The 23947-nt window shown below is 68.2% G+C and carries 27 protein-coding genes; 9 read left to right on the forward strand and 18 right to left on the reverse strand.

Annotation, left to right across the window (positions count from 1 at the left end):
- Positions 1–22 precede the first annotated feature (22 nt).
- The 5 genes from ACSFA5_RS02520 to ACSFA5_RS02540 all read left to right on the forward strand — a co-directional run bounded on the left by ACSFA5_RS02520 (position 23) and on the right by ACSFA5_RS02540 (position 5069).
- A complete protein-coding gene (locus ACSFA5_RS02520) occupies positions 23–2434 on the forward strand; it encodes a penicillin acylase family protein (protein ID WP_435442426.1) in 2412 nt (803 codons plus the stop codon).
- Between the two features lie 23 nt (positions 2435–2457).
- Positions 2458–3102 carry a histidine phosphatase family protein gene (locus ACSFA5_RS02525; protein WP_435442427.1) on the forward strand — a complete coding sequence of 215 codons (645 nt, stop codon included), beginning with the start codon at positions 2458–2460 and terminating at the stop codon, positions 3100–3102.
- Between the two features lie 66 nt (positions 3103–3168).
- Positions 3169–4131, forward strand: coding sequence for a DnaJ C-terminal domain-containing protein (locus ACSFA5_RS02530; protein ID WP_435442428.1), 963 nt, complete (start codon positions 3169–3171; stop codon positions 4129–4131).
- 2 nt (positions 4132–4133) lie between these two features.
- On the forward strand, positions 4134–4451 hold the full coding sequence (locus ACSFA5_RS02535) for a chaperone modulator CbpM (protein WP_435442429.1): 318 nt from the start codon (positions 4134–4136) through the stop codon (positions 4449–4451).
- A 24-nt stretch (positions 4452–4475) separates the two neighbouring features.
- The gene (locus ACSFA5_RS02540) at positions 4476–5069 is read left to right on the forward strand and encodes a DNA-3-methyladenine glycosylase I (protein WP_435442430.1); all 594 of its coding nucleotides are present in this window, start codon (positions 4476–4478) and stop codon (positions 5067–5069) included.
- 70 nt (positions 5070–5139) lie between these two features.
- Here the strand turns inward: ACSFA5_RS02540 and ACSFA5_RS02545 are convergent, their stop codons facing one another.
- The 4 genes from ACSFA5_RS02545 to ACSFA5_RS02560 form a co-directional block, all read right to left on the reverse strand.
- Positions 5140–5487 carry an alpha/beta hydrolase gene (locus ACSFA5_RS02545; RefSeq protein WP_435442431.1) on the reverse strand — a complete coding sequence of 116 codons (348 nt, stop codon included), beginning with the start codon at positions 5485–5487 and terminating at the stop codon, positions 5140–5142.
- A 209-nt stretch (positions 5488–5696) separates the two neighbouring features.
- Complete coding sequence (locus tag ACSFA5_RS02550; protein WP_435442432.1) at positions 5697–6560, reverse strand: hypothetical protein; 864 nt, start codon at positions 6558–6560, stop codon at positions 5697–5699.
- Between the two features lie 277 nt (positions 6561–6837).
- Entirely contained in the window at positions 6838–7572 is a 735-nt protein-coding gene (locus ACSFA5_RS02555) for a hypothetical protein (RefSeq protein ID WP_435442433.1), read from the reverse strand.
- Positions 7573–7577: 5 nt separating this feature from the next.
- Positions 7578–8258 carry a DUF1345 domain-containing protein gene (locus tag ACSFA5_RS02560; protein WP_435442434.1) on the reverse strand — a complete coding sequence of 227 codons (681 nt, stop codon included), beginning with the start codon at positions 8256–8258 and terminating at the stop codon, positions 7578–7580.
- Positions 8259–8434: 176 nt separating this feature from the next.
- On the opposite strand from ACSFA5_RS02560, the gene ACSFA5_RS02565 reads away from it, so the two are divergent.
- Entirely contained in the window at positions 8435–8593 is a 159-nt protein-coding gene (locus ACSFA5_RS02565) for a hypothetical protein (RefSeq protein ID WP_435442435.1), read from the forward strand.
- Between the two features lie 12 nt (positions 8594–8605).
- On the opposite strand, the gene mmsB is transcribed toward ACSFA5_RS02565, so the two are convergent.
- Genes mmsB through ACSFA5_RS02590 form a run of 5 tightly spaced genes read right to left on the reverse strand, consistent with a single transcriptional unit; the run spans position 8606 to position 13769 of the window.
- Positions 8606–9502: a 3-hydroxyisobutyrate dehydrogenase gene (gene mmsB / locus ACSFA5_RS02570; protein WP_435442436.1), complete on the reverse strand. Its 897-nt coding sequence runs from the start codon at positions 9500–9502 to the stop codon at positions 8606–8608.
- A gap of 33 nt (positions 9503–9535) precedes the next feature.
- Positions 9536–10651 carry an enoyl-CoA hydratase/isomerase family protein gene (locus ACSFA5_RS02575; protein WP_435442437.1) on the reverse strand — a complete coding sequence of 372 codons (1116 nt, stop codon included), beginning with the start codon at positions 10649–10651 and terminating at the stop codon, positions 9536–9538.
- Positions 10652–10678: 27 nt separating this feature from the next.
- The gene (locus tag ACSFA5_RS02580; RefSeq protein ID WP_435442438.1) at positions 10679–11833 is read right to left on the reverse strand and encodes an acyl-CoA dehydrogenase family protein; all 1155 of its coding nucleotides are present in this window, start codon (positions 11831–11833) and stop codon (positions 10679–10681) included.
- Positions 11830–12228: a lysozyme inhibitor LprI family protein gene (locus ACSFA5_RS02585; protein WP_435442439.1), complete on the reverse strand. Its 399-nt coding sequence runs from the start codon at positions 12226–12228 to the stop codon at positions 11830–11832. The genes ACSFA5_RS02580 and ACSFA5_RS02585 overlap by 4 nt, the downstream gene beginning before the upstream one ends.
- A complete protein-coding gene (locus tag ACSFA5_RS02590; RefSeq protein ID WP_435442440.1) occupies positions 12225–13769 on the reverse strand; it encodes a CoA-acylating methylmalonate-semialdehyde dehydrogenase in 1545 nt (514 codons plus the stop codon). The genes ACSFA5_RS02585 and ACSFA5_RS02590 overlap by 4 nt, the downstream gene beginning before the upstream one ends.
- Positions 13770–13938: 169 nt before the next feature.
- Between ACSFA5_RS02590 and ACSFA5_RS02595 the strand changes: the two genes are divergently transcribed.
- Positions 13939–14832: a LysR family transcriptional regulator gene (locus tag ACSFA5_RS02595; RefSeq protein ID WP_435442441.1), complete on the forward strand. Its 894-nt coding sequence runs from the start codon at positions 13939–13941 to the stop codon at positions 14830–14832.
- A 2-nt stretch (positions 14833–14834) separates the two neighbouring features.
- On the opposite strand, the gene ACSFA5_RS02600 is transcribed toward ACSFA5_RS02595, so the two are convergent.
- The 5 genes from ACSFA5_RS02600 to ACSFA5_RS02620 form a co-directional block, all read right to left on the reverse strand.
- A complete protein-coding gene (locus tag ACSFA5_RS02600; RefSeq protein WP_435442442.1) occupies positions 14835–15158 on the reverse strand; it encodes a hypothetical protein in 324 nt (107 codons plus the stop codon).
- A 16-nt stretch (positions 15159–15174) separates the two neighbouring features.
- Positions 15175–16251, reverse strand: coding sequence for a DUF4241 domain-containing protein (locus ACSFA5_RS02605; protein WP_435442443.1), 1077 nt, complete (start codon positions 16249–16251; stop codon positions 15175–15177).
- A gap of 12 nt (positions 16252–16263) precedes the next feature.
- A complete protein-coding gene (locus ACSFA5_RS02610; RefSeq protein ID WP_435442444.1) occupies positions 16264–17658 on the reverse strand; it encodes a CoA transferase in 1395 nt (464 codons plus the stop codon).
- 94 nt (positions 17659–17752) lie between these two features.
- Entirely contained in the window at positions 17753–18391 is a 639-nt protein-coding gene (locus ACSFA5_RS02615) for a 3-oxoacid CoA-transferase subunit B (RefSeq protein WP_435442445.1), read from the reverse strand.
- Positions 18392–18483: 92 nt separating this feature from the next.
- Positions 18484–19296, reverse strand: a complete 813-nt coding sequence (locus ACSFA5_RS02620) for a CoA transferase subunit A (RefSeq protein WP_435442446.1) — start codon at positions 19294–19296, stop codon at positions 18484–18486.
- A 93-nt stretch (positions 19297–19389) separates the two neighbouring features.
- Here ACSFA5_RS02620 and ACSFA5_RS02625 point away from each other — a divergent pair, with 93 nt between their 5' ends.
- Both ACSFA5_RS02625 and ACSFA5_RS02630 read left to right on the forward strand, forming a co-directional pair.
- The gene (locus ACSFA5_RS02625) at positions 19390–19956 is read left to right on the forward strand and encodes a LuxR C-terminal-related transcriptional regulator (RefSeq protein WP_435442447.1); all 567 of its coding nucleotides are present in this window, start codon (positions 19390–19392) and stop codon (positions 19954–19956) included.
- A 248-nt stretch (positions 19957–20204) separates the two neighbouring features.
- Positions 20205–20351 (forward strand): hypothetical protein, encoded by a 147-nt coding sequence (locus tag ACSFA5_RS02630; protein WP_435442448.1) that lies wholly within the window; start codon positions 20205–20207, stop codon positions 20349–20351.
- 19 nt (positions 20352–20370) lie between these two features.
- On the opposite strand, the gene ACSFA5_RS02635 is transcribed toward ACSFA5_RS02630, so the two are convergent.
- From ACSFA5_RS02635 to ACSFA5_RS02650, 4 genes are read right to left on the reverse strand one after another with little or no spacing between them, the layout of a single operon-like run.
- Entirely contained in the window at positions 20371–21336 is a 966-nt protein-coding gene (locus tag ACSFA5_RS02635; protein WP_435442449.1) for a Bug family tripartite tricarboxylate transporter substrate binding protein, read from the reverse strand.
- A gap of 48 nt (positions 21337–21384) precedes the next feature.
- Positions 21385–21765 carry a VOC family protein gene (locus tag ACSFA5_RS02640; RefSeq protein ID WP_435442450.1) on the reverse strand — a complete coding sequence of 127 codons (381 nt, stop codon included), beginning with the start codon at positions 21763–21765 and terminating at the stop codon, positions 21385–21387.
- Entirely contained in the window at positions 21762–22745 is a 984-nt protein-coding gene (locus ACSFA5_RS02645; protein WP_435442451.1) for a hydroxymethylglutaryl-CoA lyase, read from the reverse strand. Before ACSFA5_RS02645 ends, ACSFA5_RS02640 begins: the two co-directional genes overlap by 4 nt.
- Positions 22742–23914 carry a CaiB/BaiF CoA transferase family protein gene (locus ACSFA5_RS02650; protein WP_435442452.1) on the reverse strand — a complete coding sequence of 391 codons (1173 nt, stop codon included), beginning with the start codon at positions 23912–23914 and terminating at the stop codon, positions 22742–22744. Before ACSFA5_RS02650 ends, ACSFA5_RS02645 begins: the two co-directional genes overlap by 4 nt.
- Positions 23915–23947 lie beyond the last annotated feature (33 nt).

The following is a 23947-nucleotide window of genomic DNA, read 5'->3' on the forward strand; positions in this document are numbered from 1 at the left end:
CAAAGAACAACACGCCCGCACCATGACATCGAACAAGAACGCATCGCGCTGCCGGTTTTCACCGACGGCGCTTCCCCTCTCCCTGGGCCTGGTCACCCTGCTCGCCGCCTGCGCCAGCGCGCCGCCGCCAGGCGGGCGCCACGTGACCATCGAGCGCACCACCTTCGGCATCGCACACATCACGGCGCCCGACTACGAGGGTCTGGCCTACGGCAGTGCCTACGCGCACGCGCAGGACAACGTCTGCCAGACCGCCGAGCACCTGCTCACGCTGCGCGGCGACCGCTCGCAGTTCTTGGGCGCGCAGAGCACCGGCGAGCTGGGGCTGGGCCGCATGCCGAACGCACAGATCGACCTGTTCATCCGCTACCACATGGACGACGCCGCGCTGGCGCGTGCCGGCGCCAGCACCGGCCCCGACGTGAAGGCCGCGCTGCGCGGCTACGTGGCGGGCTACAACCGCTACCTGCAGGACGCCGGCCCCAACGGGTTGCCCGCCGCCTGCCGCGGCAAGCCATGGGTGCGGCCGATGACCATGGCCGACCTGTCGCGCGCCACCGAGCAGTCGATGATCCAGGGCGGCCTGGGCGCGCTGGCCGGCGCGGTGCTGGCTGCCGTGCCGCCTGCACCGGGCGCAAAAACCGGCGCCGCGCCCGTAGCGCTGAAGGAAGCCGTCGCCGAAATCGGCCGCCACAGTTTCAACGCCAACCCCGACGGCGGCGAACTGGGCTCCAACGGCTGGGCCTTCGGGCGCAACGCCACGCCGGACGGCAAGGGCCTGCTGCTGGGCAACCCGCACTTTCCGTGGAACGGCACCAACCGCTTCTGGCAGATGCACCTGACCATTCCCGGCCAGCTCGACGTGATGGGCGCCACCGGCGGCCTGAGCCCGGTGGTGTCGATCGGTTTCAACAAGGACGTGGCCTGGACACACACGGTGTCCACCGGCAAGCGCTTCACGCTGTACGAGCTCAAGCTCGACCCCGCCGACCCGACCGTGTACTGGGTCGACGGCCAGCCGAAGAAGATGGTCGCGCGCACCGTGGTGCTGCCGGACGCCGCCACCGGCGGCAGCGGCGCACCCGCGCAGCACACCTTCTATGCGACCGACTGGGGGCCGGTGATCTCGCTGCCGCGCGCCGGCCTGGGCTGGACCGCGCAGAAGGCCTATGCCATCCGCGACGCCAACACGCTCAACGTGCGCTCGGCCGAGAGCTGGATGAAGATGGCCCTGGCCCGCAATGTGGCCGAGTTGCGCGCCGCCATGGGCAACCGGGGCATGCCGTGGATCAACACCATCGCCGCCGACCGCGACGGCAACGCCATGTACGCCGACCTGTCGGTGGTGCCCGACGTGTCGGCCGACATGCTGCGCACCTGCGCGCCCTCGCCCGCCGCCGCGGCGCTGCTCAACGCCGCCGGCCTGCCGGTGCTCGACGGCTCGCGCAGTGCCTGCGCCTGGAACCGCGACGCCATGGCCGCCGCGCCCGGCATCATCCCGCCGACGCGCATGCCGGTGCTGGTAACGCCCGACTACGTGCAAAACAGCAACGACAGCTTCTGGCTCGCCAACCCGAGCGTGGCGCCGATGGCGGGGGTGTCTCCGCTGGTCGGCCCCATCGGCGTGCCCCAGCGGCTGCGCACGCGCAGCGCCATCATGGAAATCGAAGGCCGCCTGGCAGGCAGCGACGGCCTGGCGGGCAACCGCATGGGCGCGAGCGAGCTGCGCAGCGTGATCTTCCGCGACAAGAATCTGGCCGGCATGCTGGTGATGGACGACCTGCGGGCCGCCTGTGCCGGCGCGGGCACGTCGCTCAGCGCCGAGCAGGCGCAGGGCTGCCGCGTGCTGAGCGCATGGGACCGCACCAGCAATGCCGATTCGAAGGGCGCCGCGCTGTTCCGCGAGTTCTGGCGCAAGGCCAAGGACATTCCCAAGGTGTGGCGCCAGCCCTTCGACCCCGCGCAACCCGTGACCACGCCGGCCGGCCTGGACATGGCCACGCCCGCCACGCGCGAGGCCGTCTTCAAGGCGGTCGGCGACGCGGTGACCACGCTGCGCACCGCCGGCTTCGCGGCCGACGTGGCGCTGGGCGTGCCGCAGTCGCGCCTGGTGCGCGGCCAGCAAATCGCGCTGCACGGCGGCGACGAGTTCGAGGGCGTGCTCAACAAGCTCGAGTCGCAGGGCCAGTCGCTCATCGACCCGAAGGGCTACAACGTCAACTACGGCAGCAGCTACATCCAGGTCGTGACCTTCGATGCGAGCGGCCCGGTGGCCCAAGGTTTGCTCACCTACGGCCAGAGCAGCGACCCGGCCTCGCCGCGTGCCTACGACCAGCTGCCGCTGTTCGCGGCCAAGCAATGGCATGCGCTGCCGTTCCACCCGGCCGACGTGCAGGCCCAGCGCGAAGGCAAGCCTTTGCAGCTGGCCTACTGAGCCGGCCTATTGATACGGAACCCATGTCCACACAGAACCCTCCCTCCCACACCACCGCTGGCGGCCTCGACCAGCTGGTGCGCCTTGCGCAGGCGCAACCGCTCGCGCCGGCCTGCGACCACTTCTACTTTCTGCGCCACGGCCAGACCGGGCGCAACGCGCTGCGCGTGTTCCAGGCGCCCGACGAGCCGCTGAGCGAACTGGGCCTGCAGCAGGCCGCGCATGCCGCGCAGCTGCTGGCGGGCGAGCCGATTCGCACCATCGTGTGCAGCGACGCGCGGCGCGCCTTCGACACCGCGCACACCGTGGCCGCCGCGCTGCGCCTCACGCCCACGGCGCACGAAACACTGCGCGAGCGCAACTTCGGTGCGCTGATCGGCACGTCGTCGGCGAACATCGACTGGGCCTGCGAGCCCGAGGGCGGCGAAACGCTGGCGCAGTTCGTCGGCCGCAAGCGCGCGGCGCTCGACGCGGCCCTGCGGCAACCCGCGCCGGTGCTGGTGGTGGCGCACGGCGGCACGCTGTATGTGCTGGCCGCGCTGCTGGGCGTGCCCGTCGATTTCACGGTGCTGGGCAACGCGCAGCCATTGCGTTTCCAGCGCACCGGCCCCACATGGGCCGTTACGCCGCTGCTGCGGCATGCAGACGGCGAGGCCTCCCTAGCGTAAGACAGGCAACCAGCCCCAAACGCCCGGAACCCGCCAAGCCGTCCACCCAACGAACAGCCACCCACCATGGATTTCAAGGACTACTACAGCGCTCTGGGCATCGACCGCACCGCGTCCGACGACGAGGTGCGCAAGGCCTACCGCAAGCTCGCGCGCAAGTACCACCCCGACGTCAGCAAGGAGCCCGACGCCGAGAAGCGCATGCGCGACCTCAACGAGGCGAAGGACGTGCTGGGCGACAAGGAAAAGCGCGCCGCCTACGACGCGCTGGCCGACCGCGTGGCGCGCGGTGGCAGCGCCGAAGGCGGCTTCAAGCCCCCGCCGGGCTGGGACGAAGGCTACGAGTTCCACCGCGGTCCGCGCCAGGGACCGGCCGACCATGCGGACTTCAGCGAGTTCTTCTCGTCGATGTTCGGCGACGCCGAGCGGCGCGGCGCCGCGCGGCAGAACTTTCGCGCGCGCGGCGAAGACCACCACGCGGCCATCGAGATCTCGCTGGAAGACGCGCTCAACGGTGCCGAGCGCGAGATCACGCTGCGCGCGCAGACCGTCGACGCGCAGGGCCATCCGAAACTGGAGAACCGCACGCTCAGCGTGAAGATCCCCCCGGGCATGCACCCGGGCCAGTTCATCCGGCTCGCGGGGCAAGGCATGCCCGGCCACGGCGGCGAAGCCGCAGGCGACCTGTACCTCGAGGTGCGCATCACCCCGCACAAGCTGTACCGCGTGGAAGAGCGCGACCTGTACATGACGCTGCCCGTCACGCCCGCCGAGGCGGCGCTGGGCGCGCAGGTGGAGGTGCCCACACCCACCGGCGGCGTGGTCGAGGTGACCGTGCCGCGCAACGCGCGCAGCGGCCTGAAGCTGCGCCTGAAGGGCCGCGGGCTCGCGGGCAAGACGCCCGGCGACCTGTACCTGCTGCTGGACATTGCAGTGCCGCCCGCCGACACCGAAGAAGCGCGCACGGCCTACGAGCAACTGGCGCAGGCCACGGCATCGTTCAACCCACGCCAGCATCTGGGAGCCTGAGCATGGTGAATTTCACTTTCACGACCGCCACCGCCATCAGCGCCTCGCAGCCGCTGGCGGCTGCCGAACTGGCGCATGCCGTGGGCGCCGACACCGCCTGGGTCGTGCAGCTGGTCGAGGTCGGCATCCTGCACATCGAGACAACCGACACACAGCCCGAGCGCTGGCAGTTCTCCAGCGCCGACCTGCAGCATGCGCTGGAGGCGCGCCGGCTGGAGCGCGACTTCGGCGTGGGGCTGGACGCGGCCGCGCTGATTCTCGACCTGCAGCACGAGGTGCGGCGGCTGAAAGCCACGCTGCAAGTGCACGGCCTGCGCTGAGCTTCCGGGTGCACAACCAGACCGATGAGCAACAACAACACCGACAAGATCCGCTGCGCCTGGGCCCAGACCGACCCGCTGCTCGCGGCCTACCACGACGCCGAATGGGGCGTGCCCGAGCACGACAGCCGCGCTCTGTGGGAAAAGCTCATGCTCGACGGCTTTCAGGCCGGGCTCTCGTGGCTCACCATCCTGCGCAAGCGGGACGCTTTCCGCACGGCGTTCAAGGGCTTCGTGCCGGAGAAGGTCGTCAAGTTCACCGAGGCCGATGTCGACCGGCTGATGCAGGACGCGGGCATCGTGAGATCGCGCGCGAAGATCGAGGCCACCATCGGAAATGCACGCGCCTACCTGGCCATGCAGGCGGCGGGCGAAGACTTTTCGGCATTCGTCTGGGGCATGGCCGGCGGCAAACCCATCGTCAACCGCACCGGCAGCGTGCCGACGAAGACGCCGCTGTCGGAAGAGATGTCGGCGGCGCTGAAGACGCGCGGCTTCAAGTTCGTCGGGCCGGTGATCGTCTATGCCTGGATGCAGGCCACGGGCATCGTGGACGACCATTCGCACGATTGCCACCGGCACGGAGCCAGTCCCCCACGCAAGCTCAAGCCCGAATGAAAAAACCGGACGCTGCTGTCGCAGGGTCCGGTTCTTGGCGGGTGACTGAAGCAGCTTGCGCCGCCTTCAATTACAGGCCTGCTTGGCGCGTGAAGGTGCGGCCCTTGGCTTGTGCAGGCACCACGCTGCCGGCGAACGATTCGCGACGCAGGTTCTGGCCAGGTGCGTGGGCAGCAGCCACGGCTTCGGTGCGAATGGTGGCGCGGTCGGCCGAAGCGGTCAGGGCAGGAGCGACGGTCGACGACACGCCGTCACCGTATACGTTGCCGGCGCGAGCGGCGGCGACGGCTTGGGGAGCCACGTCGGCACGGCTGTAGCCGGAGGTGATGGCTTGCACGCCTTCGTAGGTCTCTGCATGGGCGCCAGCGGCGGCGAGCAGGGACAGGGCAGCGGCGGCGAGGATCTTCGAGGTCTTCATATCAATTCCTTATTAACTTGGCTTTTGTGTGGCGCAAGTGTGCACGACGATTCCTAGGGAAAACCCTATTCAATCGAATCGCAGTGTTCACGAAATTGAAACAATGAAGAGGAACTTTCCGACAACGCTAAGCCAACTGTCCTTTCTGTGTGCCGAACGGCAATGATGTGCTTGCAAAGCAAGCACATTTCATGCCATTGGCCAGACACTCATGACCGCGGCCAGCCTCGCACCAGCGTGCGCAGCGCGACCCCGCCGCTGCCCTTGACCTCGGCGCGGTAGGTGCCCACCAGCGCCTCGCGCTCGGCGGCCGCCTGCGGGTCGTTGCGCCACGCCAGCAGGGCAGCCACGTCGGCATCGGGCAAGGCCGCGATGAGCGCCTGCGTGATCTGCTTTTCGAACTCGCGCGCCACGGTCATCAGGTTGCGCGGGCGCGTGGAGGTGACGCCGCGCGACCACAGCGTGTCCAGTGCCATGTCGAGCGTGCTGTCGGGCAGGCCGCTGAGCTGGCCGCCGTTGCCGCGCGCCAGTTGCTTGACCACGGCGCTCATCAGCAACTGGCTGGAAAAGTCGATCTCGCGCACCTCGCCCACCGCCATGCGTTCGAGCAGTTCGGCGCGTGCGGGGTCGGCGGGACGTGCGCGCTCGCGGTTGAAGAACTCCGCCTTGCCGGCTTCGCTCATGGCGGCGTAGTCGGTGCGCAGCTTCGCGAAGCGGGCCACGGCGGCTCGCACCTCGGGGCTGGGCGCGGCGCCGCCCTTGCCTGCGGCATCCACTTCCTGCTGGATGGCGGCCACCGAGGCCTTGGCGTTGAATGCGCGCGAGGCCGCCGCGTCCAGCGCCTTGAGCGCCTTGCCGGCGATGGCCGCGTCGTCGGGGTCCAGCAGCTCCTTCGCGCCGCGCGCCACAGTGCCGGGCGCGTACGACGCCTGGTAGCGCGCCGGCACGCCTTCGAACTGAAGCAGCGCCTCGGCACGGCTTTGCGCCCAGCCCATCAAGGGGGCCAGGAACAAAAGGACAAACAGGGAGAAACGAGGCGCGGAGGACGAGGAAAGGCGGTTCAGTGCAAGCATGGCGCCATTATTGGCGCGCACGCGTCGCCCCGGAAATTGGCCCTCGCACCGCGACCCGGCGCGGTCAAGCCGCCGCGAGCTCCACCTGCTTCGACTGGCTGAGAGCCTGCCGGGGATCGAGCTTCTTTAGGGGTTGGGTCCGGTATTGGTCTTGGTCTTGGCTCCTTCCCCCTCTGGGGAAGGTCGGGATGGGGGCATGCGTCGAACAAGCGCCATGCTTCATTCGACGCCGTCGAGCCCCCACCCTGGCCCTCCCGGCGGGGGAGGGGAAAACACACTAGAACCGCGTCCCCACCGACAGCCGCACCATGTTCTGCGCCGTGAAGTTCACCTTCGGGTCGTACGCCGCGCGAACGAACCAGCGCGGCCAGTCGTAGGTCACGGTGAGCCCGGCGCGGCGGATGAACTGCCCGTCGATCGTGCCCTGCTTGGCCAGCAGGTCGACGGTCAGGCGCTGCCGCTCGGGCAGCGGCATGCGGTAGACCAGGTGCACGTCCTGCTGGTCGGGGTTCAGCCGGTTGTCGCGAATCAGCGAGAGCGACAGCGCGGTGCCGTCGGTCCACTTGTAGCCCCCGTACACGGTGTACGAGTCGTTCGGATCGAAGTTCAGGTTCGCGTAGTTGCGCAGGTTGGTGCGACCCAGCCCCGTGCCGACGAACCAGCTGTCGCCCGTTTCCACCGCAAGGCTGCCACCGACGAAGCCGCCCGAGGCCACCTGGAGCGACGGCAGTACCCGCACCGGCCCCCAGGTGAAGGTGTGGTCCCAGCCCCCGCGCGGCTGCGCGAAGTCCAGCACCGGCGAGCGGAACCAGCCGATCCACACGTTGCCGTCGCCATAGGTGTAGCGCAGGTTCAGGTCCAGCCCCGGCCCCGCGGGCAGGTCGCCGCCCGAGACACGGTAGGCGCCGACCGTGAGCTTGAACGGCGGCTCGGGCGCGTCGTCGTCCGCCCAGGCGGCGGGCGCGAGGCACAGCAGTGCGACGGCGGCGAATCGGTGGTGTGTGCGTGCCATGGCGCTCAGAACAGGCTCGCGCCGATGTTGATGAGCAAGGCCAGCACCGTCGTGTTGAACAGGTACGCCAGGATGCAATGCACCGAGCCGATGCGCCGCATGGGCTTGGAGACGAAAGCCACATCGGCCGTCTGGCCCGAGGTGCCGATCACCGCCGAGAAGTAGAAGAAATCGCCATATGTGGGAGCCTCGTCGTCCGGAAACTGGAGACCGGGCTTGCGCCCCTGGCCACCGCCCGCGTCGACAGCGTAGTAGTCGTGCGCGTAGTGCAGCGTGAACATCACCTGCGTGAAGGCCCACGACGACACCACCGTGAGACCGGCCAACGCGACGTGCGCGATTTTCTCCAGGCCGTGCATGTCCTTCACCACCGCGAGTTCGCCGCCGATGGCCGCCAGGCTCGCGATGGCCGACACCACCACCAGCACGAGGATGACGGTCTGCCCCTCGTCCTGCATCTTGGCGCGCACGCGCATGAGCTGCTGCGACGAGCGGGTCATCATGACCGCGGCCAGCAACACGTACAGGCAGGCGCCGGTGTTCCAGGCGATCAGCAGGCGCGTGACCAGGTGCGCCTCGACGGCCGAGGGCAACAGCACGCCGGCGGCCACGGCCACGGCCGCTGCGATGAACAGGCGCGGGCGCACGACCATCTGGCGCAGGAGTCGGTGTCTTGGAAGTTTCATGAAGGCTGGGGAATCTTGGAGACGACACGCCGACGATGCGGCGGCAGGGAGCTGGCCTGCGACTGTCGGCGAAGCTGTCTTGCGGCGACCTGACCAGGAGGGCCTTTTGCGGGTCGCTTCGCGCAACCCGTCATGAAAGCCCCGATTTCCCGCGCTGACGGGGGGTACAGTCGGGAATGACTCCAACACCGCCCGCCGTCTCCAGCCCGCCCATCGTGGCTGCGCCCGAAGCCATCACCGAGACCCAGGCGTTCACCCGTGCCTGGGTCCTGTTCTTCGTGCTGTTCGTCGTGGTGATCGGCATCCTGTGGGGCCTGAAGGCCCACTTCGGCTGATCGCGCGCAGCCTCAGGAAGGCTTCTGCACCAGCTTCAGCACGCTGGAGAAATCGAGTGCGCCATGGCCCGCGAGGCTGTGGGCCGCATACAGGCTGCGTGCCAGGCCACCCAGTGGTGTGGCCGCGCGCACGGCGGTGGCGTTCTCTTGCGCCAGCCCCAGGTCCTTGAGCATCAGGTCCGTGCCGAAGCCGCCCGCGTAGTTCTTCGAAGCCGGCGACGTTTCCATCACGCCCGGCATCGGGTTGTATTTTTCCAGCGCCCAGTTGCCCCCCGAACTGCGGCGCATGATTTCCGACAGCACCTTCGCATCGAGCCCGTTGGCCACGCCCAGCGCCAGCGCCTCCGACGTGCCGATCATCAGGATGCCGAGCAGCATGTTGTTGCAGATCTTCGCCGTCTGACCCGCACCGGCCGCGCCGGCGTGGAAGATGTTGGCGCCCATCTTCTCGAGCACCGGGCGGGCGCGCTCCAGGTCCTTGGCGTCGCCGCCGACCATGAAGGTCAGCGTGCCCGCAATCGCGCCGCCGGTGCCGCCCGACACGGGTGCATCGATCATCGCCACGCCCTTGGCGGCGGCCGCTTCGGCCACCTTGCGTGACGTGGCCGCGGCGATGGTGCTGCTGTCGATCACCAGCGTGCCGGCCTGGATGCTGTCGAGCAGCCCGGGCTTGCCGGCGCCGCCAAGAAACAGACCTTCGACGTGCGCGCTGGCCGGCAGCATGCTGACCACCACCTCGGCGTCGGCCACCGTCTCGGCGGCCGACCTGGCGATGGGCAGGCCTTCGGCGCCGAACTTCTTGCAGGCTTCCGCCGAGAGGTCGAAGGCGCTGAGCGTGTGGCCGGCCTTGAGCAGGTTCAGGGCCATCGGGCCGCCCATGTTGCCCAGGCCGATGAATGCGATCTTCATGTGTCTTGTCTCCGTTGTCTTCTGTGAATGGGGTCAGACCAGCGACGCCAGCTCGGCCGGCATCTCGCCACGCGGGCGCAGGTGGTCTTCGATGAAGGCGGGCGTGATCTCCTCGAGCGTGGCCGGGTTCCAGCGCGGGTTGCGGTCCTTGTCCACCAGCACCGCGCGAATGCCTTCGGCAAAGTCCTTGTGCGCGCAAAAGCCCAGCGACGCCCAGTATTCGAGGCGGAACACTTCGGCCAGCGACATGCGGTACACGCGCTGCCAGAGTTCGAAGCTCAGCGCGGCCGAGCTCGGCGCGCCCTTGGCGAAGGTCTTGGCGGCGGTCTGCAGCCAGGCGTCGTCGCTTTGCAGTTCGCGCAGGCGCTTCGCGATGTCGAGCAGGTCGTCGCCGGCCATCAGCGCATTGAGGGTGTCGTAGTGCTCGCGCACCTTCGAGGGCGGCATTTCCGCGCCTTCGCCCGCCTTGGCGAGGATGCGCGACAGCGTGGCGCGGTCGGCCTTGCCTTCGCCGGCCCACGTGGCCGATGCGATGGCGTCGATGACGTCGCCCTTGCGCTCCTGCGGCACCAGCACGTCGGCCAGTCCGCAGAAGATGGTGTCGTGCGCGTTGATGTTCGCGGCAGTGAGCGCCAGGAACAAACCGGTGCGGCCCGGCGTGCGGCGCAGGAACCAGCTGCCGCCCACATCGGGGTACAGGCCGATGTTGATCTCGGGCATGGCGATGCGGCTTTGCAGCGTCATCACGCGGTGCGAGGCACCCGCCAGCAGCCCCACGCCACCGCCCATCACGATGCCGTGGCCCCAGCACAGGAAGGGCTTGGGGAAGGTGTGGATCAGGTGATCGAGCTCGTACTCTTCGCGGAAGAAGTCTTCGGCGTAGGTGTTGCGCTCGGGGCCGCAATCGAGCAGCGTCTGGTAGAGCTGGCGCAGGTCGCCGCCGGCGCAGAAGGCCTTCTCGCCCGCGGCCTGCAGCAGCACGCCGACGATGCCGGCGTCCTGCGCCCACTCGCGCAGCTTGGGCGTGAGCAGGCGAACCATGTCCACGGACAGTGCATTGAGCGAAGCCGGCGAATTGAGCGTGGCCACGCCGAAGCGCTGGCCGCCGGCGGTCTTGATTTCGTCGAAGAGAACTGCGTTGTCGGTCATTGTTTTCAGGTCCTGGATGTGGCGCGTTCAGCGGATATCGCTGTCGCCTTCCAGCAATTTTCGCGCAACGATGACGCGCATGATTTCGTTCGTGCCCTCCAGGATCTGGTGCACGCGCGTGTCGCGCACCAGGCGCTCCAGGGGGAACTCGCTCAGGTAGCCGTAGCCGCCGTGCAGCTGCAGCGCGTCGTTGCACACGTTGAAGCCCGCATCCGTGGCAAAGCGCTTGGCCATGGCGCAATAGGTGCTCGCATCGACGTGCCCCGCATCGAGCTTGCTCGCCGCCAGCCGCACCATCTGCCGCGCCGCGACCAGCTCGGTCGCCATGTCGGCCAGCTTGAACTGCAGCGCCTGGAAGCTCGCGAGCGGCTTGCCGAACTGCTGGCGCTCGTGCAGGTAGCGGCGTGCCGCGTCGAGCGCGCCCTGCGCCGCGCCCACCGAGCAGGTCGCGATGTTGATGCGCCCGCCGTCGAGCCCCTTCATCGCAATGCGAAAGCCCTCGCCTTCCTTGCCCAGCAAATTCTGCGCAGGCACGCGCACGTTGTCGAAGTTGATGGTGCGCGTGGGCTGGCTGTTCCAGCCCATCTTGTGTTCCTTCTTGCCGTAGCTGATGCCGGGCGCATCGGCCGGCACCGCGAAGGCCGAGATGCCGCTCGCGCCCGCGCCGCCCGTGCGCGCCATCAACACCAGCACGTCGGTCGCGCCCGCGCCCGAAATGAAGGCCTTGCCGCCGTTGATGACGTACTCGCCGCCCTGCAGCTCCGCGCGCGTCTTCAGCGAGCCCGCGTCCGACCCGGCGCCCGGCTCGGTGAGGCAGTACGACGCGAGCTTGCGCCCGCTCGTCAGCGCTTCGCCCCACTGCTGTGCCACCGCATCGGTCGCCCAGGTGCCGAGCATCCACGTCGCCATGTTGTGGATCGTGATGAAGGCCGTGGTCGAGGGGTCGACCGCGGCCATCTCCTCGAACACCAGCGCCGCGTCCAGCCTCGGCAGGCCGAGGCCGCCGACGCGCTCGGGCGCATAGAGCCCGCAGAAGCCCAGTTCGCCGGCCTTGGCGATGGCCTCCTTCGGAAAGATGGCCTCAGCGTCCCACTGCGCCGCATGCGGCGCGAACTCGGCCTGTGCAAAGTCGCGCGCGGTTTGCGCAAAGGCGTTCTGTTCTTCGGACAGTTCGAAGTTCATTGTTCGCGACCCTTCCAGCGGTCCAGTTCGGCGGTGCGTTTCCGCGTCGACTTCTCCAGGCACGCGTTGAACACCAGCGGCCAGATGGAGCCGCCCTCGTTCGCCTTCGCAGCCCGCTTGCAGGCGGGGTCGCGGCCCTTGAGCCAGGCGCGCTGCTCGGTGCGCAGCGCGACGCGCATCTGAGGCGAGAGCGTGTTCATCACCTCGCCGTACCGGATGTTGAGCACGGCGTCGGCCGCACGAAAGTCGCGCACCGCGCAGTCGTTCATCTGCAGCTGGTTGCCGTTGGGGTTGCAGTCGATCGCCTCGTCGGCAGCCGCAGCTTGCGCCCCGCCAGCGAGCAAGGCGACCGTCGCCACCGCGCCCCAGGCCGCAACGCGAAGCCAGCGCCTCATTTGAGGCTGATGGTGGTGTTCACACCGTGCGAAACGGTGCTGTCGTCGAACCAGCGTGCCGTCACGGTCTTGGTCTGTGTGTAGAACATGATGACCTGCTTGCCGTACGGGCCCAGGTCGCCGAGCTTGGAAGCGCGCGAGCCGGTGAACGAGAACATCGGCACGGGCACCGGAATCGGCACGTTGATGCCGACCTGCCCGATGTCGATATCTTCCTGGAAGCGCCGCGCCGCGGCACCCGACTGCGTGAAGATGGCCGTGCCGTTGCCGTTCGGGTTGCTGTTGATCAGCTCGATCGCTTCGTCGATGGTCTCGGCCTCGGCCACGCACAGCACCGGGCCGAACACTTCCTGGTCATAGATCGTCATGCCGGGCTTCACGCCGGTGAAGATCGTCGGGCCGACGAAGTTGCCCTTCTCGTAGCCGGGCACAGAAGGCTTGCGGCCGTCGAGCACCAGCTTGGCGCCGTCGGCCTCGCCGCGTTCGATCAGGCTGTTGACGCGGTCGTAGGCGGCGCACGACACCAGCGGGCCCACGTCCACGCCCTTCTCGGTGCCGGCGCCGATCTTCAGCGTCCTGGCCTTGGCGATGAGTTCGGGCACCCAGTTGCGCGCCTCGCCCACCAGCACCGCCACCGACACCGCCATGCAGCGCTGGCCGGCCGCGCCGAAGCTCGCGCCTGCGATGGCGTTGAGCGTCTGCTCCTTGTTGGCGTCGGGCATCACGATGGCGTGGTTCTTCGCGCCCATCATGCATTGCGCGCGCTTGCCGGCCAGCGTGGCGCGGTTGTAGACGTGCGTGCCGACCTTGGTCGAGCCGACGAAGCTGATCGCCTTGATGTCCTGGTGGTCGCAGATGCCGTTGACGATGGCTTCACCGCCGTGAATGACGTTGAGCACGCCGGGCGGAATGCCGGCTTCGAGCGCCAGTTCGCACAGGCGCATGGTGACCATCGGGTCCTGCTCGGAGGGCTTGAGCACGAAGGTGTTGCCGGTGACGATGGCCATCGGGAACATCCACAGCGGAATCATCGCGGGGAAGTTGAACGGCGTGATGCCGGCGCACACGCCCAGCGGCTGCAGCAGCGTGTAGGTGTCCACACCGTTGGCCACGTTGTTGGCCAGCTCGCCGAGCTGCAGGTTGCCGATGTTCGATGCGTGCTCCACCACTTCGAGGCCGCGGAACACGTCGCCCTCGGCGTCGGGCAGGGTCTTGCCTTGTTCGGCCGTGAGGATGGCGGCCAGTTCGCCCATGTTCTCGCGAATGAGCTGCTGCAGCTTCAGGAAGATGCGGGCGCGCGCGCCGATGGGGGTCTTGCGCCAGGTCTTGAAGGCTTCCTTGGCGGAGGCCACGGCGGCATCGAGTTCGGCCGGGGTCGCGAACGGCACGCGGGCCAGCACCTGCTGCGTGGCCGGATTGACGACGTCGCGCCATTCGGTGGTCCTGGATTCGACGAGCTTGCCGCCGATCAGGAGCTTGACGGTGGCGACCTGGGCGACCGGTGCGGTCGGGGCTCGGGGCGTGGTGGTGGTGGCGTCCATGGGTTTTGTCTCCTGTGATCCTGTAGGTTCTGCAAAAGCGGATACCGGTCTGACCGGTTCAGCCGTGCATCCTAGCTTTGCAGATTTGCCATGACAATAGACAAATATGCGCGGGTGCTTTGCAAAAATGCAGAGCCCCAACGGCAAGCAACTGGAGAGACGAAGGCACATGGACTGGGACAACCTGCGCTACTTCCTGGAACTCGCCCGCTCGGGCACGCTGATGAGCGCGGCACGCCGGCTCGAGGTCGACCACACCACGGTCGCGCGCCGCATCCAGGCGCTAGAGAAAGAGGTGGGCGCGCCGCTGTTCTCGCGCGAATCGGGCGGCCACCGGCTCACCGAAGCGGGCCGCCGGCTGCAGCCGCAGGTCGAGGCGATGGAAAGCGCCTTCCGGGCGGTCGAGAGCACGGCGCCGGCCTCGCAGGAAGGGCTGTCGGGCCTGGTGCGCATCGGCGCGACGGAGGGCTTCGGCACCGTGGTGCTTGCACCGCAGCTGGCGCTGTTCGCGGCGCAGCACCCCAGGCTCACCATCGACCTGCTGGCCATGCCGCGCCTGGTGCACCTGTCGCGGCGCGAGGCCGACATCGTGATCTCGCTGGAACGCCCGGCGCGCGGGCCGGTGGTGGTCACCAAGCTGAGCGACTACACGCTGCGGCTCTACGCGTCGAAGAAGTACCTGGCCGCGCACAAGCCCGTCAAGACACGCGAAGACCTGCGCGGCCACACCTTCATCAGCTACGTGGACGACCTGCTCTTCAGCAAGGAGTTGCAGTACCTCGACGAACTGCACCGCCCCGACACCTTCGCGCTGCGCAGCACCAGCGTGCTGGCACAGCACAGCGCGGTGGCGGCGGGTGCCGGCATTGCGGTGCTGCCGGCCTTCATTGCGGAGAAAGACGGCGCGCTGAAGCCGGTGCTGCCCGGACAGGCGAACTTCACGCGCACGTTCTGGATGTCGATGCCTGCGGAGACCAAGCACCTGGGGCGCATGCAGGCCATCTGGGAGTTCCTGCGCGAGACGGCGCAGGCGCAGCGGCCGCTGCTGTTGCCCGACGCCTGAGCTCAGCGCCGCGGCGGCGCGATGTCCGGGAAGTTCTGCGCCACGAAGTCGACCACGAAGGCCTGCGGGTCGATACGCTCGTCGTGCTTTTCCGCATGGTCGAGGTAGCGGCGCCAGAAATGGCGGATCTTGTCGGGCACGTCGTCGGCAAAGCCCATCTGCGTGCCGACCATCTCCTGCCAGGTGCCGCTGGCCATGAACGTCTGTGCGAGCCGGGGCTCCAGCGCTTCGAGCGTGGCGCGCTTCTCGTCGTCGAGCTGGTCGATGGCGTCCAGCACCAGGCAATCCACCAGCCGCAGCAGCGGCCTTCCTTCGTATCTGCTCATCGTCCGTTCCTACGGGTCAAGAAAACATGCGCTTCCAGAGGCCGGGCCGCGGCGGCCGTTCGGCGACTTTGGACTCGGCCTGCTCAAGCAATTCGATCAGTCCAGGCACACGCGGCTTCTTGAGACGCCGCGCATAGTCCAGGTAGCTCTCCTCCTCGTCCACCGTGTAGAACTGCGGCGGCACCGGCAGGCCGGCCACGCCGCCCAGCAGCACGCGCAGCGCGTCGAGCCGGTTCATGCGAATGGCGCTCATGAGGGCGGTTTCGCCCAGAGAGGGAACGATCTCGTTCGCGCCCGCCGAGCCAGCGGCAAGCAGTGGGCCGATGGCGGCCGCGTCGCCGGCCACCGCCGCCGCACCCAGTGCCTCGAGCGCGGCCAGCTTCCCGGGCGAGAGGCTGGCCTTGTACGCATCGCCGCGCTTGTCGTTCTCGTCGCGCGCGTCGCCGCCGGTCATGGTCATGAAGTCGGTCACCAGCGCCACCGGGTCGCCCGCCGCATCGAGCGCCCAAAAGCTGGGGTAGCTGCCGTCACCCCAGCCCGAGCGGAAGATCACCGTGTTGCTCACAGAGCCCGCGCCCAGCGGGTAGTGGTCGACGGTGTCGGCGTCGCCCATCTCGCCGGCGAGCACATCGTCGTAGTAGCTCACGTAGTCGGGGTCGGCGGCTTCGCGCTGGTCGCGCTCGGCCATGGCGGCGGCGGCATCGGTGTCCATGAAGCAGCCGACGCCCGCATCCACCGGGTAGCCGTAGAACTCGCCCTCACCCAAGGTGTCGAGCGTCTCCAGCGACTGCCCGTCGAGCAGCGCCATCTCCCAGCGCAGGTCGGCGGCGCGCACACCGCCGCGCTCACGCAGCCACAGCACCGCCAGAGCGTGCTCACCCTTGTCGTGCAGCACGTCGACGGGGAAGGCGCCGCGTTGCCGCAGTTCGCGCGCAAAAGGCGCGCGCTCGGGCTGCACCAGCGGGTCGCACGCCACGATGCGCCCGCTCGTGAGGTTCAACGGGCCGCAGGGCTTGCGCTGCAGATGGCGCGCGCGCAGCGCCTCGTCGTCGAGAAAAACGGCTTGCAGGTTGTCGATGTCGAAATAAGGCATGCGCCCAGTTTCTCACTCCCCCACACCAGCCGGCCACACGGGCGGATGGCTGCCCGGCGGCATCGAAGGACGCGGCCATGCGGCGGGCGTGCGGGACAGTTGCGCGCCGTGGCGCAGCGCGGCCAGCTTGCCGAAGCCGGAGTCCGAGGTTTCGACGTAGGGCTGCAAGTCGGGCCTGGCGGTCGACAGCCCGCCGGGTACGCGCGCCAGGCTGCGCAACCACTGCCCGGTCTGCGCCAGCGACACCTGCACGTGCCAGCTGCCGCCCTCCTGTTGCTGGCGCCACAGCGCGGCGGCGGCACCGAAGGCGATGAGGTAGCCGGTGGCCTCGTCGAGGATCTGCATGGGCAGCGGCTTGGGCTTGCCGTCGCCCGCAGCCTCGCCCTCGGCGTGGTTGAAGCCCATGGCCGTCTGCACCAGCGAATCGAACCCGCGCCGGCCGGCCCACGGCCCCTGCGTGCCGTAGGCCGTGAGAGACACGCTCACGATGCCGGGCCGCAACCGCGCCAGTTCCGCCGGCCCGAAACCCAGCGATGCGACGCCACCGGGCCGGTAGCCCTGCACGAAGACATGCGCATCGGCGACAAGTCGGCCCAGCGCCGCATGGCCTTCGTCGGTGCGCAGGTCCACATGCGCCGACAGCTTGCCGCGGCTGGTGTCGGCGATGGATTCGATGTTCGGCAGGTGCGGTGAATTGACGAGCATCACGTCGGCGCCATACGCCGCGAGCGCACGGCCGCCCACGGGGCCCGCGAGGATGCGCGTGAGGTCGAGCACGCGCACGCCGGTCAGCGGCCGCTGGTCTTCGCGCAGCGGCGGCAGTGCGAGCGACGGCGCGTCGCCGATGCGTTCGATGGTGAAGAGCGGCTGCGCCGCAACGGCCTGCCCCTGCGGCGTGGCGTCCCATTCGTCGAAGCGACGCAGCGCGGTGGCTACCAGCCCTTGCGCGGCGGCGGCGTCCTCGAATTCATGCGCGCGCCAGGTGGACATCACCGCCTCGGCATCGGCACGCGTGCAGGCGGCGGGGTCCAGCTTCATCAGCCGCAGCGCGCCGTCGCGGTGGTGCGCAAAGTTGGCATGAATGCGCACCCAGCCATCAGCGCAGCGGTACAGCCCCGAGAAGGTGTCCCACAGGTCGGGCACGCGGCCGTCCAGGCTGAACCAGCCGCAGCAATCGAGCGCTGCGTGCTGCATGTCGACGCGGACCTGCTGGCGCGCGGTACCGCGCAGGTGCCCCAGCTCGCAGGCTGCGAGCGCGGCCGCCGCGATGGTGCTCTGCGCGGCGGTGCCGACCGCGAAGGACGACGGCAGCACCGGGTCGGTGCCCGAAAGCCGCGCGTACGACAGGGCGTCCGGTGGCAGGCCCGCCCGCCGCCAGAGGCTGCCCAGAACTTCCATTGCATCCATTGCCATCTCCTTCTTCATCTTTCCATCGCTTCAAAGCAAAAAGGCAGGGCCCGCTCTCGCGGCCCTGCCCATCGTTGTCGTTGCGTTCGCAGCCTTAATGGATCAGCTTGGCGCCGGTCTTGGCCTGCAGCGCGTCGAAGGTGACGCCGGGCGCCAGTTCGACGACCTTCAGGCCCTCGGGCACCACGTCCAGCACGGCCAGGTCGGTGATGATTCGGTCGACCACGCCCACGCCGGTCAGCGGCAGCGTGCAGGCCTCGAGAATCTTCAGGTCCTCGGTGCCGTCCTTCTTCTTCGCCACGTGTTCCATCAGCACGATCACGCGCTTCACACCGGCCACCAGGTCCATCGCGCCGCCCATGCCCTTGACCATCTTGCCGGGAATCATCCAGTTGGCGAGGTCGCCCTTGGCGCTCACCTGCATGGCGCCCAGGATCGACAGGTTGATCTTGCCGCCGCGGATCATCGCGAAGCTGTCATGGCTGCCGAAGATGGCCGAGCCGGGCAGCGTCGTCACGGTCTGCTTGCCGGCGTTGATCAGGTCGGCGTCCACGTTGTCTTCGGTCGGGAACGGGCCGATGCCGAGCATGCCGTTCTCGCTCTGCAGCCACACTTCCTTGGTGCCGGTGTGGTTGGCCACCAGCGTCGGAATGCCGATGCCCAGGTTGACGTAGAAGCCGTCTTCGAGTTCTTGCGCGGCACGGGCCGCCATCTGGTCTTGGGTCCAGGGCATATCAAGCCTCCCGCCGAGCCGCCTCAAGGGAGGCTTGCGCCCCCTTGGGGGGCAGAGAGGACACGGAGTGCCGAACGTGGGGGTACTTCATATCAGGCTCCTTCTTTCTTGTTGGCGGGCACCGTCGGTACGGGCACGTCGGAGGTGGCGGCGGCCTGCGCGATCACGGCCTGGGCCTCGACCTTGGCAGCGTCGGCGTCCACCGGTGCTGCGGCGCTCACGGTGCGCTTCTCGATGCGCTTCTCGGGGTTGGCGTTGAGCACGATGCGGTGCACGTAGATGCCCGGCAGGTGGATGTCGTCGGGGGCCAGCTCGCCCACTTCGACGATCTTCTCGACCTCCACGATGCAGATCTTGCCGGCCATGGCGGCGGCCGGATTGAAGTTGCGCGCCGTCAGGCGAAAGCGCAGGTTGCCCGACTTGTCGGCCACGTCGGCCTTCACCAGCGCCACGTCGGGCACCAGCGAATGCTCCATCACGTAGGTTTCGCCGTTGAACTCGCGCAGTTCCTTGCCTTCGGCCACTTGCGTGCCCACGCCGGTCTTGGTGAAGAAGGCCGGAATGCCCGCGCCGCCGGCGCGCAGCTTCTCGGCCAGCGTGCCCTGGGGCGTGAATTCGAGCTCGAGTTCGCCGGCCAGGTACTGGCGCTCGAACTCCTTGTTCTCGCCCACGTAGGAGGCGACCATCTTCTTGATCTGGCGCGTTTCGAGCAGCTTGCCGAGGCCGAAACCGTCGACGCCCGCGTTGTTCGACACCACGGTGAGGTTCTGCACGCCGGTGTCCTTGAGCGCATCGATCAGCGCTTCGGGAATGCCGCACAGGCCGAAGCCGCCGACCGCGAGCATCTGCCCGTCGGCCACGACGCCCTTGAGTGCCGCGTCGGCGGAGGGATAGATCTTGTTCACTCGGGCTCCTTGATGGATGAATGGGAGTGGGTGGGAAAGCCTTGAACCATACTACGTACCCGCATACGTAGTATTTCGTAATGGTGACCCCTGATGCCTGAGATCGACTATCGGCTGGCTTTCGACCACGCGCCCGTGGGCATGGTGGTGTCGAGCAACCGCACCATCGTCGCCTGCAACCTGCGCGTGTGCGAAATCTTCGGCGCAACGCCCCCGGCGCTGGTGGGGCATTCTTTCAGCATCCTGTACCCCAGCGTGGCCGAATTCGAGCGCATCGGCAAGCGCATGGAGCCCTTCCTGAACGCCAGCGGGCACTACGCCGACAACCGCATGATGAAGCGGCTGGGCGGGCCGCACGGCGCCATGGCCGGCGAAACTTTCTGGTGCCACGTCACCGGCCACGCCATGAACCGCGAGGCGCCGCACGAAGCCGGCATCTGGACCTTCGAGGACCTGGGCTCGCGCCGCGCCGTGAAGGCCGAACTCACGCCGCGCGAACGCGAGGTGGCCGCCCAGGTGATGCGCGGGCTCACGTCCAAGGAAATAGGCAAGGCGCTGGGCATCAGCCACCGCACGGTGGAGTTGCACCGGGCACGGCTGATGCGCAAGTACGCGGCGGCGACGACGGCGGAGCTGGTGCAAAAGCTCATTGCGGGCTGAGCGGTGCCCCGTTCGGACTTCAGTGCGAGCTGACGAAGCCCGAGGACGGCCCGGACACAGCCGCAGCGGTCTATCGAATGCCTGGCTCCGGAATTGGTTCCTTCTTCGTCCTGCGCGCCCGGCTTCACGCCGGATCGTTGCCAAAACGGAAACGCCGCATCCTCGAAAGGGGCGCTTCGGCACACCGATCGAGGCCTATCTTGGAGGCATGCGGGCAAGCCGCCCGCACATCGTCCAAGGAGTCTGAAATGTCCACATCCCTTCATTCCGAAAGAAGCCTGCTGCTGCAAACCCAGGTGACGGCCGCGCGTGCGCATGCGCTGGCCGTGCAGAAGCTGCCGGTGGCGCTCACGCTCTCGGCCATCATCCTGTCGATCATCAACGTCAAGCTGTAGCAGCTCCGAGGCGCGGTCGTCAGTCGGGCTTGATGTCCGCCGCCTTGATGACCTTCGACCAGGCCGCCAGCTCCTGGTCGACGAACTTAGCTAGCGTCGGCGAATCCATGTAGGTCGCGAAGGCGCCCTGGTCGTCCACCTTCTTGCGGAACGACTCGCTCTCCACGATCTTCCTGATCTCCGCGCTGAGCCTTGCCACCACTTCAGGCGGCGTTTTCGCGGGCGCGAACACCGCGAACCACGACTCCACCTCGTAGCCCGGCAAACCCGCCTCGGCCGAGGTCGGCACGTTGGGCATCGACGGATGCCGCTTGCTGCCGGTGTACGCCAGCGCCTTGATGCGTCCGCTCGTGAAGTGGCCGATGACCGAGGGCGGCGTGGTGATGAACATGTCGACGTTGCCCGAGATCAGGTCGTTGATGGCCGGGCCCGATCCCTTGTAAGGCACGTGCGTCATGGGCTCCCTGGCCTGGCGTCCCAGCAACTCACCCGCGATGTGCTGGATCGAGCCGTTGCCCGACGAGGCGTAGAACAAGCCGCCCTCCTTCTTCTTGCCGTAGGCGATGAGCTCCTTCATCGAGTTCACGGGCAGCTTGCCGCTCACCGCGACCACGTGCGGCGCGCGCATCACCATGGCCACCGGCACGAAGTCTTTCGTCGGACTCCACTTGATGTTCGGATAGAGCGACGGGTTGCCGACGTGGTAGCCCGAGTACTGCATCAGCAGCGTGTAGCCGTCGGGCGCGGCGCGCGCCACGAACTCGGCGCCGATGTTGCCACTGGCACCGGGCTTGTTGTCGACCACCACAGGCTGGCCCAACGCGCGCTGCAGCGGCTCGCCGACCAGGCGGGCCATGATGTCGGTGGAGCCGGCCGGCGCCGTGGGCACGACGAAGGTGATCGGTTTCGAAGGCCAGGCGTCGGCGAAGGCGCACGACGCGGCCAGCGCAAGGCCTGCCACAAGAAGGCGGTGAGTGGATGTCATGGTTTGTCTCCGGTGGTTTTATGTTGTCTGTCCTGGGCCACGCACCCTTCAGGGCGCAAGCTCCGAGATCTCGATCAGGTTCAGGTCGGGGTCGCGCACATAGACCGAGCGAATGCGCGCGGTGGCGCCGGTGCGCATCACCGGGCCCTCGAGGATGGGCACGCCCCGGTCCTTCAGCCGCGCGATGACCGCGTCGAGCGGCACGCTGGCAATGAAGCACAGGTCCAGCGAACCCGGCGTGGGCAACTGCGCCTTGGGCTCGAACTCGTGGCCTTTCAAGTGCAGGTTGATCTTCTGCTGGCCGAAGCGAAAGGCCTTGCGGCCGGCGCCGAAGCTTTCCAGCGACATGCCGAGCACATCGACGTAGAAGCGGATGCACGCCTCCTCATGCGCGGTGGTGAGCACGAGATGGTCCAGGTGGTCGATCATGAGAGAAGCTCCTTCTGTTCGCGCGCCAGCGCGCGCTCGACGATGTCGTTGAAGTCCGATGGCGGCGCATGGTGCGCGAGCCTGTGGCCTGCGCGCGAGACCTGGCTCGACAGTTCGTGCCGGAGGAGCGATTGCAGTTCGGCGGCGGCGGCAATCAGGCCGTCCAGGTCCATGCCGGTGTCGAAACCCATGCACTGCAGCATGTGGACCACGTCTTCCGTCGCCACGTTGCCGGTGGCACCGGGTGCATAGGGGCAACCGCCGATGCCGCCCAGCGACATGTCGAGCCGGTAAATGCCGGCCCCGACGGCGGCCACGGTGTTCGCGAGGCCCATGCCGCGCGTGTTGTGGAAGTGGGCGGTCCAGTTCATGACGGGATGCAAAGCGATGACCGCCTCGCACACGGCCTGCACCTGCGTGGGATACGCCATGCCGGTGGTGTCGCACAACGTGATGCCCTGCACCTGAAGCGCCGCGAAACGCTCGATCCAGCCCTGCACCGTGGCCAGCTGCACCTCGCCCTCCATCGGGCAGCCGAAAACACAGGACAGCGACACGTTGACAGGCACTGCGGCCTGCTTCGCCAACGCGACGACGTCGGCCAGTTGCGCGAAGGACTGCTCACGCGTCATGCGCAGGTTCGACAGGTTGTGCGTCTCGCTCACCGACATGACGATGTTGAACTCGTCGATGCGGCTTTCCAGCGCGCGCTCGGCGCCGCGCACGTTCGGTACCAGCGCCGTGTAGACCACGCCGGGGCGGCGCGCGATGCGCTGCATGACCTCCTCGCTGTCGCGCAGCGCAGGAATCGCCTTGGCAGAAGTGAACGAAGTGACCTCGATCTTGGCGTAGCCCAGCGCGCCGAGCCGGTCGATCAGCGCGACCTTGTCGTCGGTGGGAATGAAGCGGCTTTCCATCTGGAAGCCGTCGCGCGTGGCGACCTCGTTGATGTGCAGCCGCATGCCGTTGCCCGCGTTCATGCGACGCTCCTTTCGCCGCGGCGCGCCGGCCAGCCGACGCCCTGCAGGTCGCCGGTGTGCTCGCCGAGACGCGGCGCAGGGTGGGCGATGCGGCCCGGCGTGGCACTGAGCTTGGGCACCACGCCGGGCACCTTCAGCGTGGCGCCGTCGGAGGTGGATGTCTCCACGATCATCTCGCGCGACAGGTACTGCGGATCGCTCGCGATGTCGGCCACGGTGTAGATGCGCCCGACGGGCACGCCGGCCGCATCGAGTGCGGCCAGCGCCTCGTCGCGGCTGCGCTGCTGTGTCCATGCCTCGATGGCGGCATCGATTTCTTCCACGCGCCGCACGCGGCCGTCGTTGTGCCGCAGCGCTTCGTCGTTCTCGAGATCCGCGCGATCGATGGCGCGCATCAGCCGACGAAAAATGCTGTCTCCGTTGCCGGCCACCAGCACGTAGTGCCCGTCGTTGCAGCGGTAGGCATTGGTCGGCGCAATGCCTGGCAGCGCACTGCCGGCGCGCTCGCGCACCGCGCCGAAGGCGTCGTACTCCGGCAGCAGGCTTTCCGTGACGTTGAACACCGACTCGTACAACGCCACGTCGATGAACTGCCCTTCGCCGCCGTGCGCCGTGCGGTGGTGCAGCGCGGTCAGCACGCCGATCACGCCGTGCAGCGCGGAAAGCGTGTCGCCCAGTGACACCCCCACGCGCACCGGCACCCGCCCCGGCTCGCCGCTCAGGTAGCGCAGCCCGCCCATCGACTCGCCGAGCACGCCGAAGCCGGGCTTGTCACGGTACGGCCCGGTCTGCCCGTAGCCCGAGATGCGCAGCATGATGAGCCGGGGGTTCAATGCATGCAGCTGATCCCAGCCCAGGCCCCAGCCTTCGAGCGTGCCGGGCTTGAAGTTCTCGATCAGCACATCGGCCTCGAGCGCCAGCGCACGCACGGCCTGCTGCCCCTCCGCGCTGCGCAGGTCGAGGCACACCGAGCGCTTGTTGCGCGACTGCACCTCCCACCACACCGAGGTGCCGTCGCGCAGCAGCCGCCACTTGCGCAGCGGGTCGCCCACGCCGGCCGGCTCGACCTTGATCACATCGGCGCCGAACTCCGCCAGCGTCTTGCCGGCGAAAGGACCGGCAATGAGCTGGCCGAGCTCCAGCACCTTCAGGCCTTCGAGGGCATTCATGTTTGCGTTTGTCTCCATGTGGGGTTGGCCCCA

This window comes from Variovorax monticola, from assembly GCF_051216855.1.
GTDB lineage: Bacteria > Pseudomonadota > Gammaproteobacteria > Burkholderiales > Burkholderiaceae_C > Variovorax.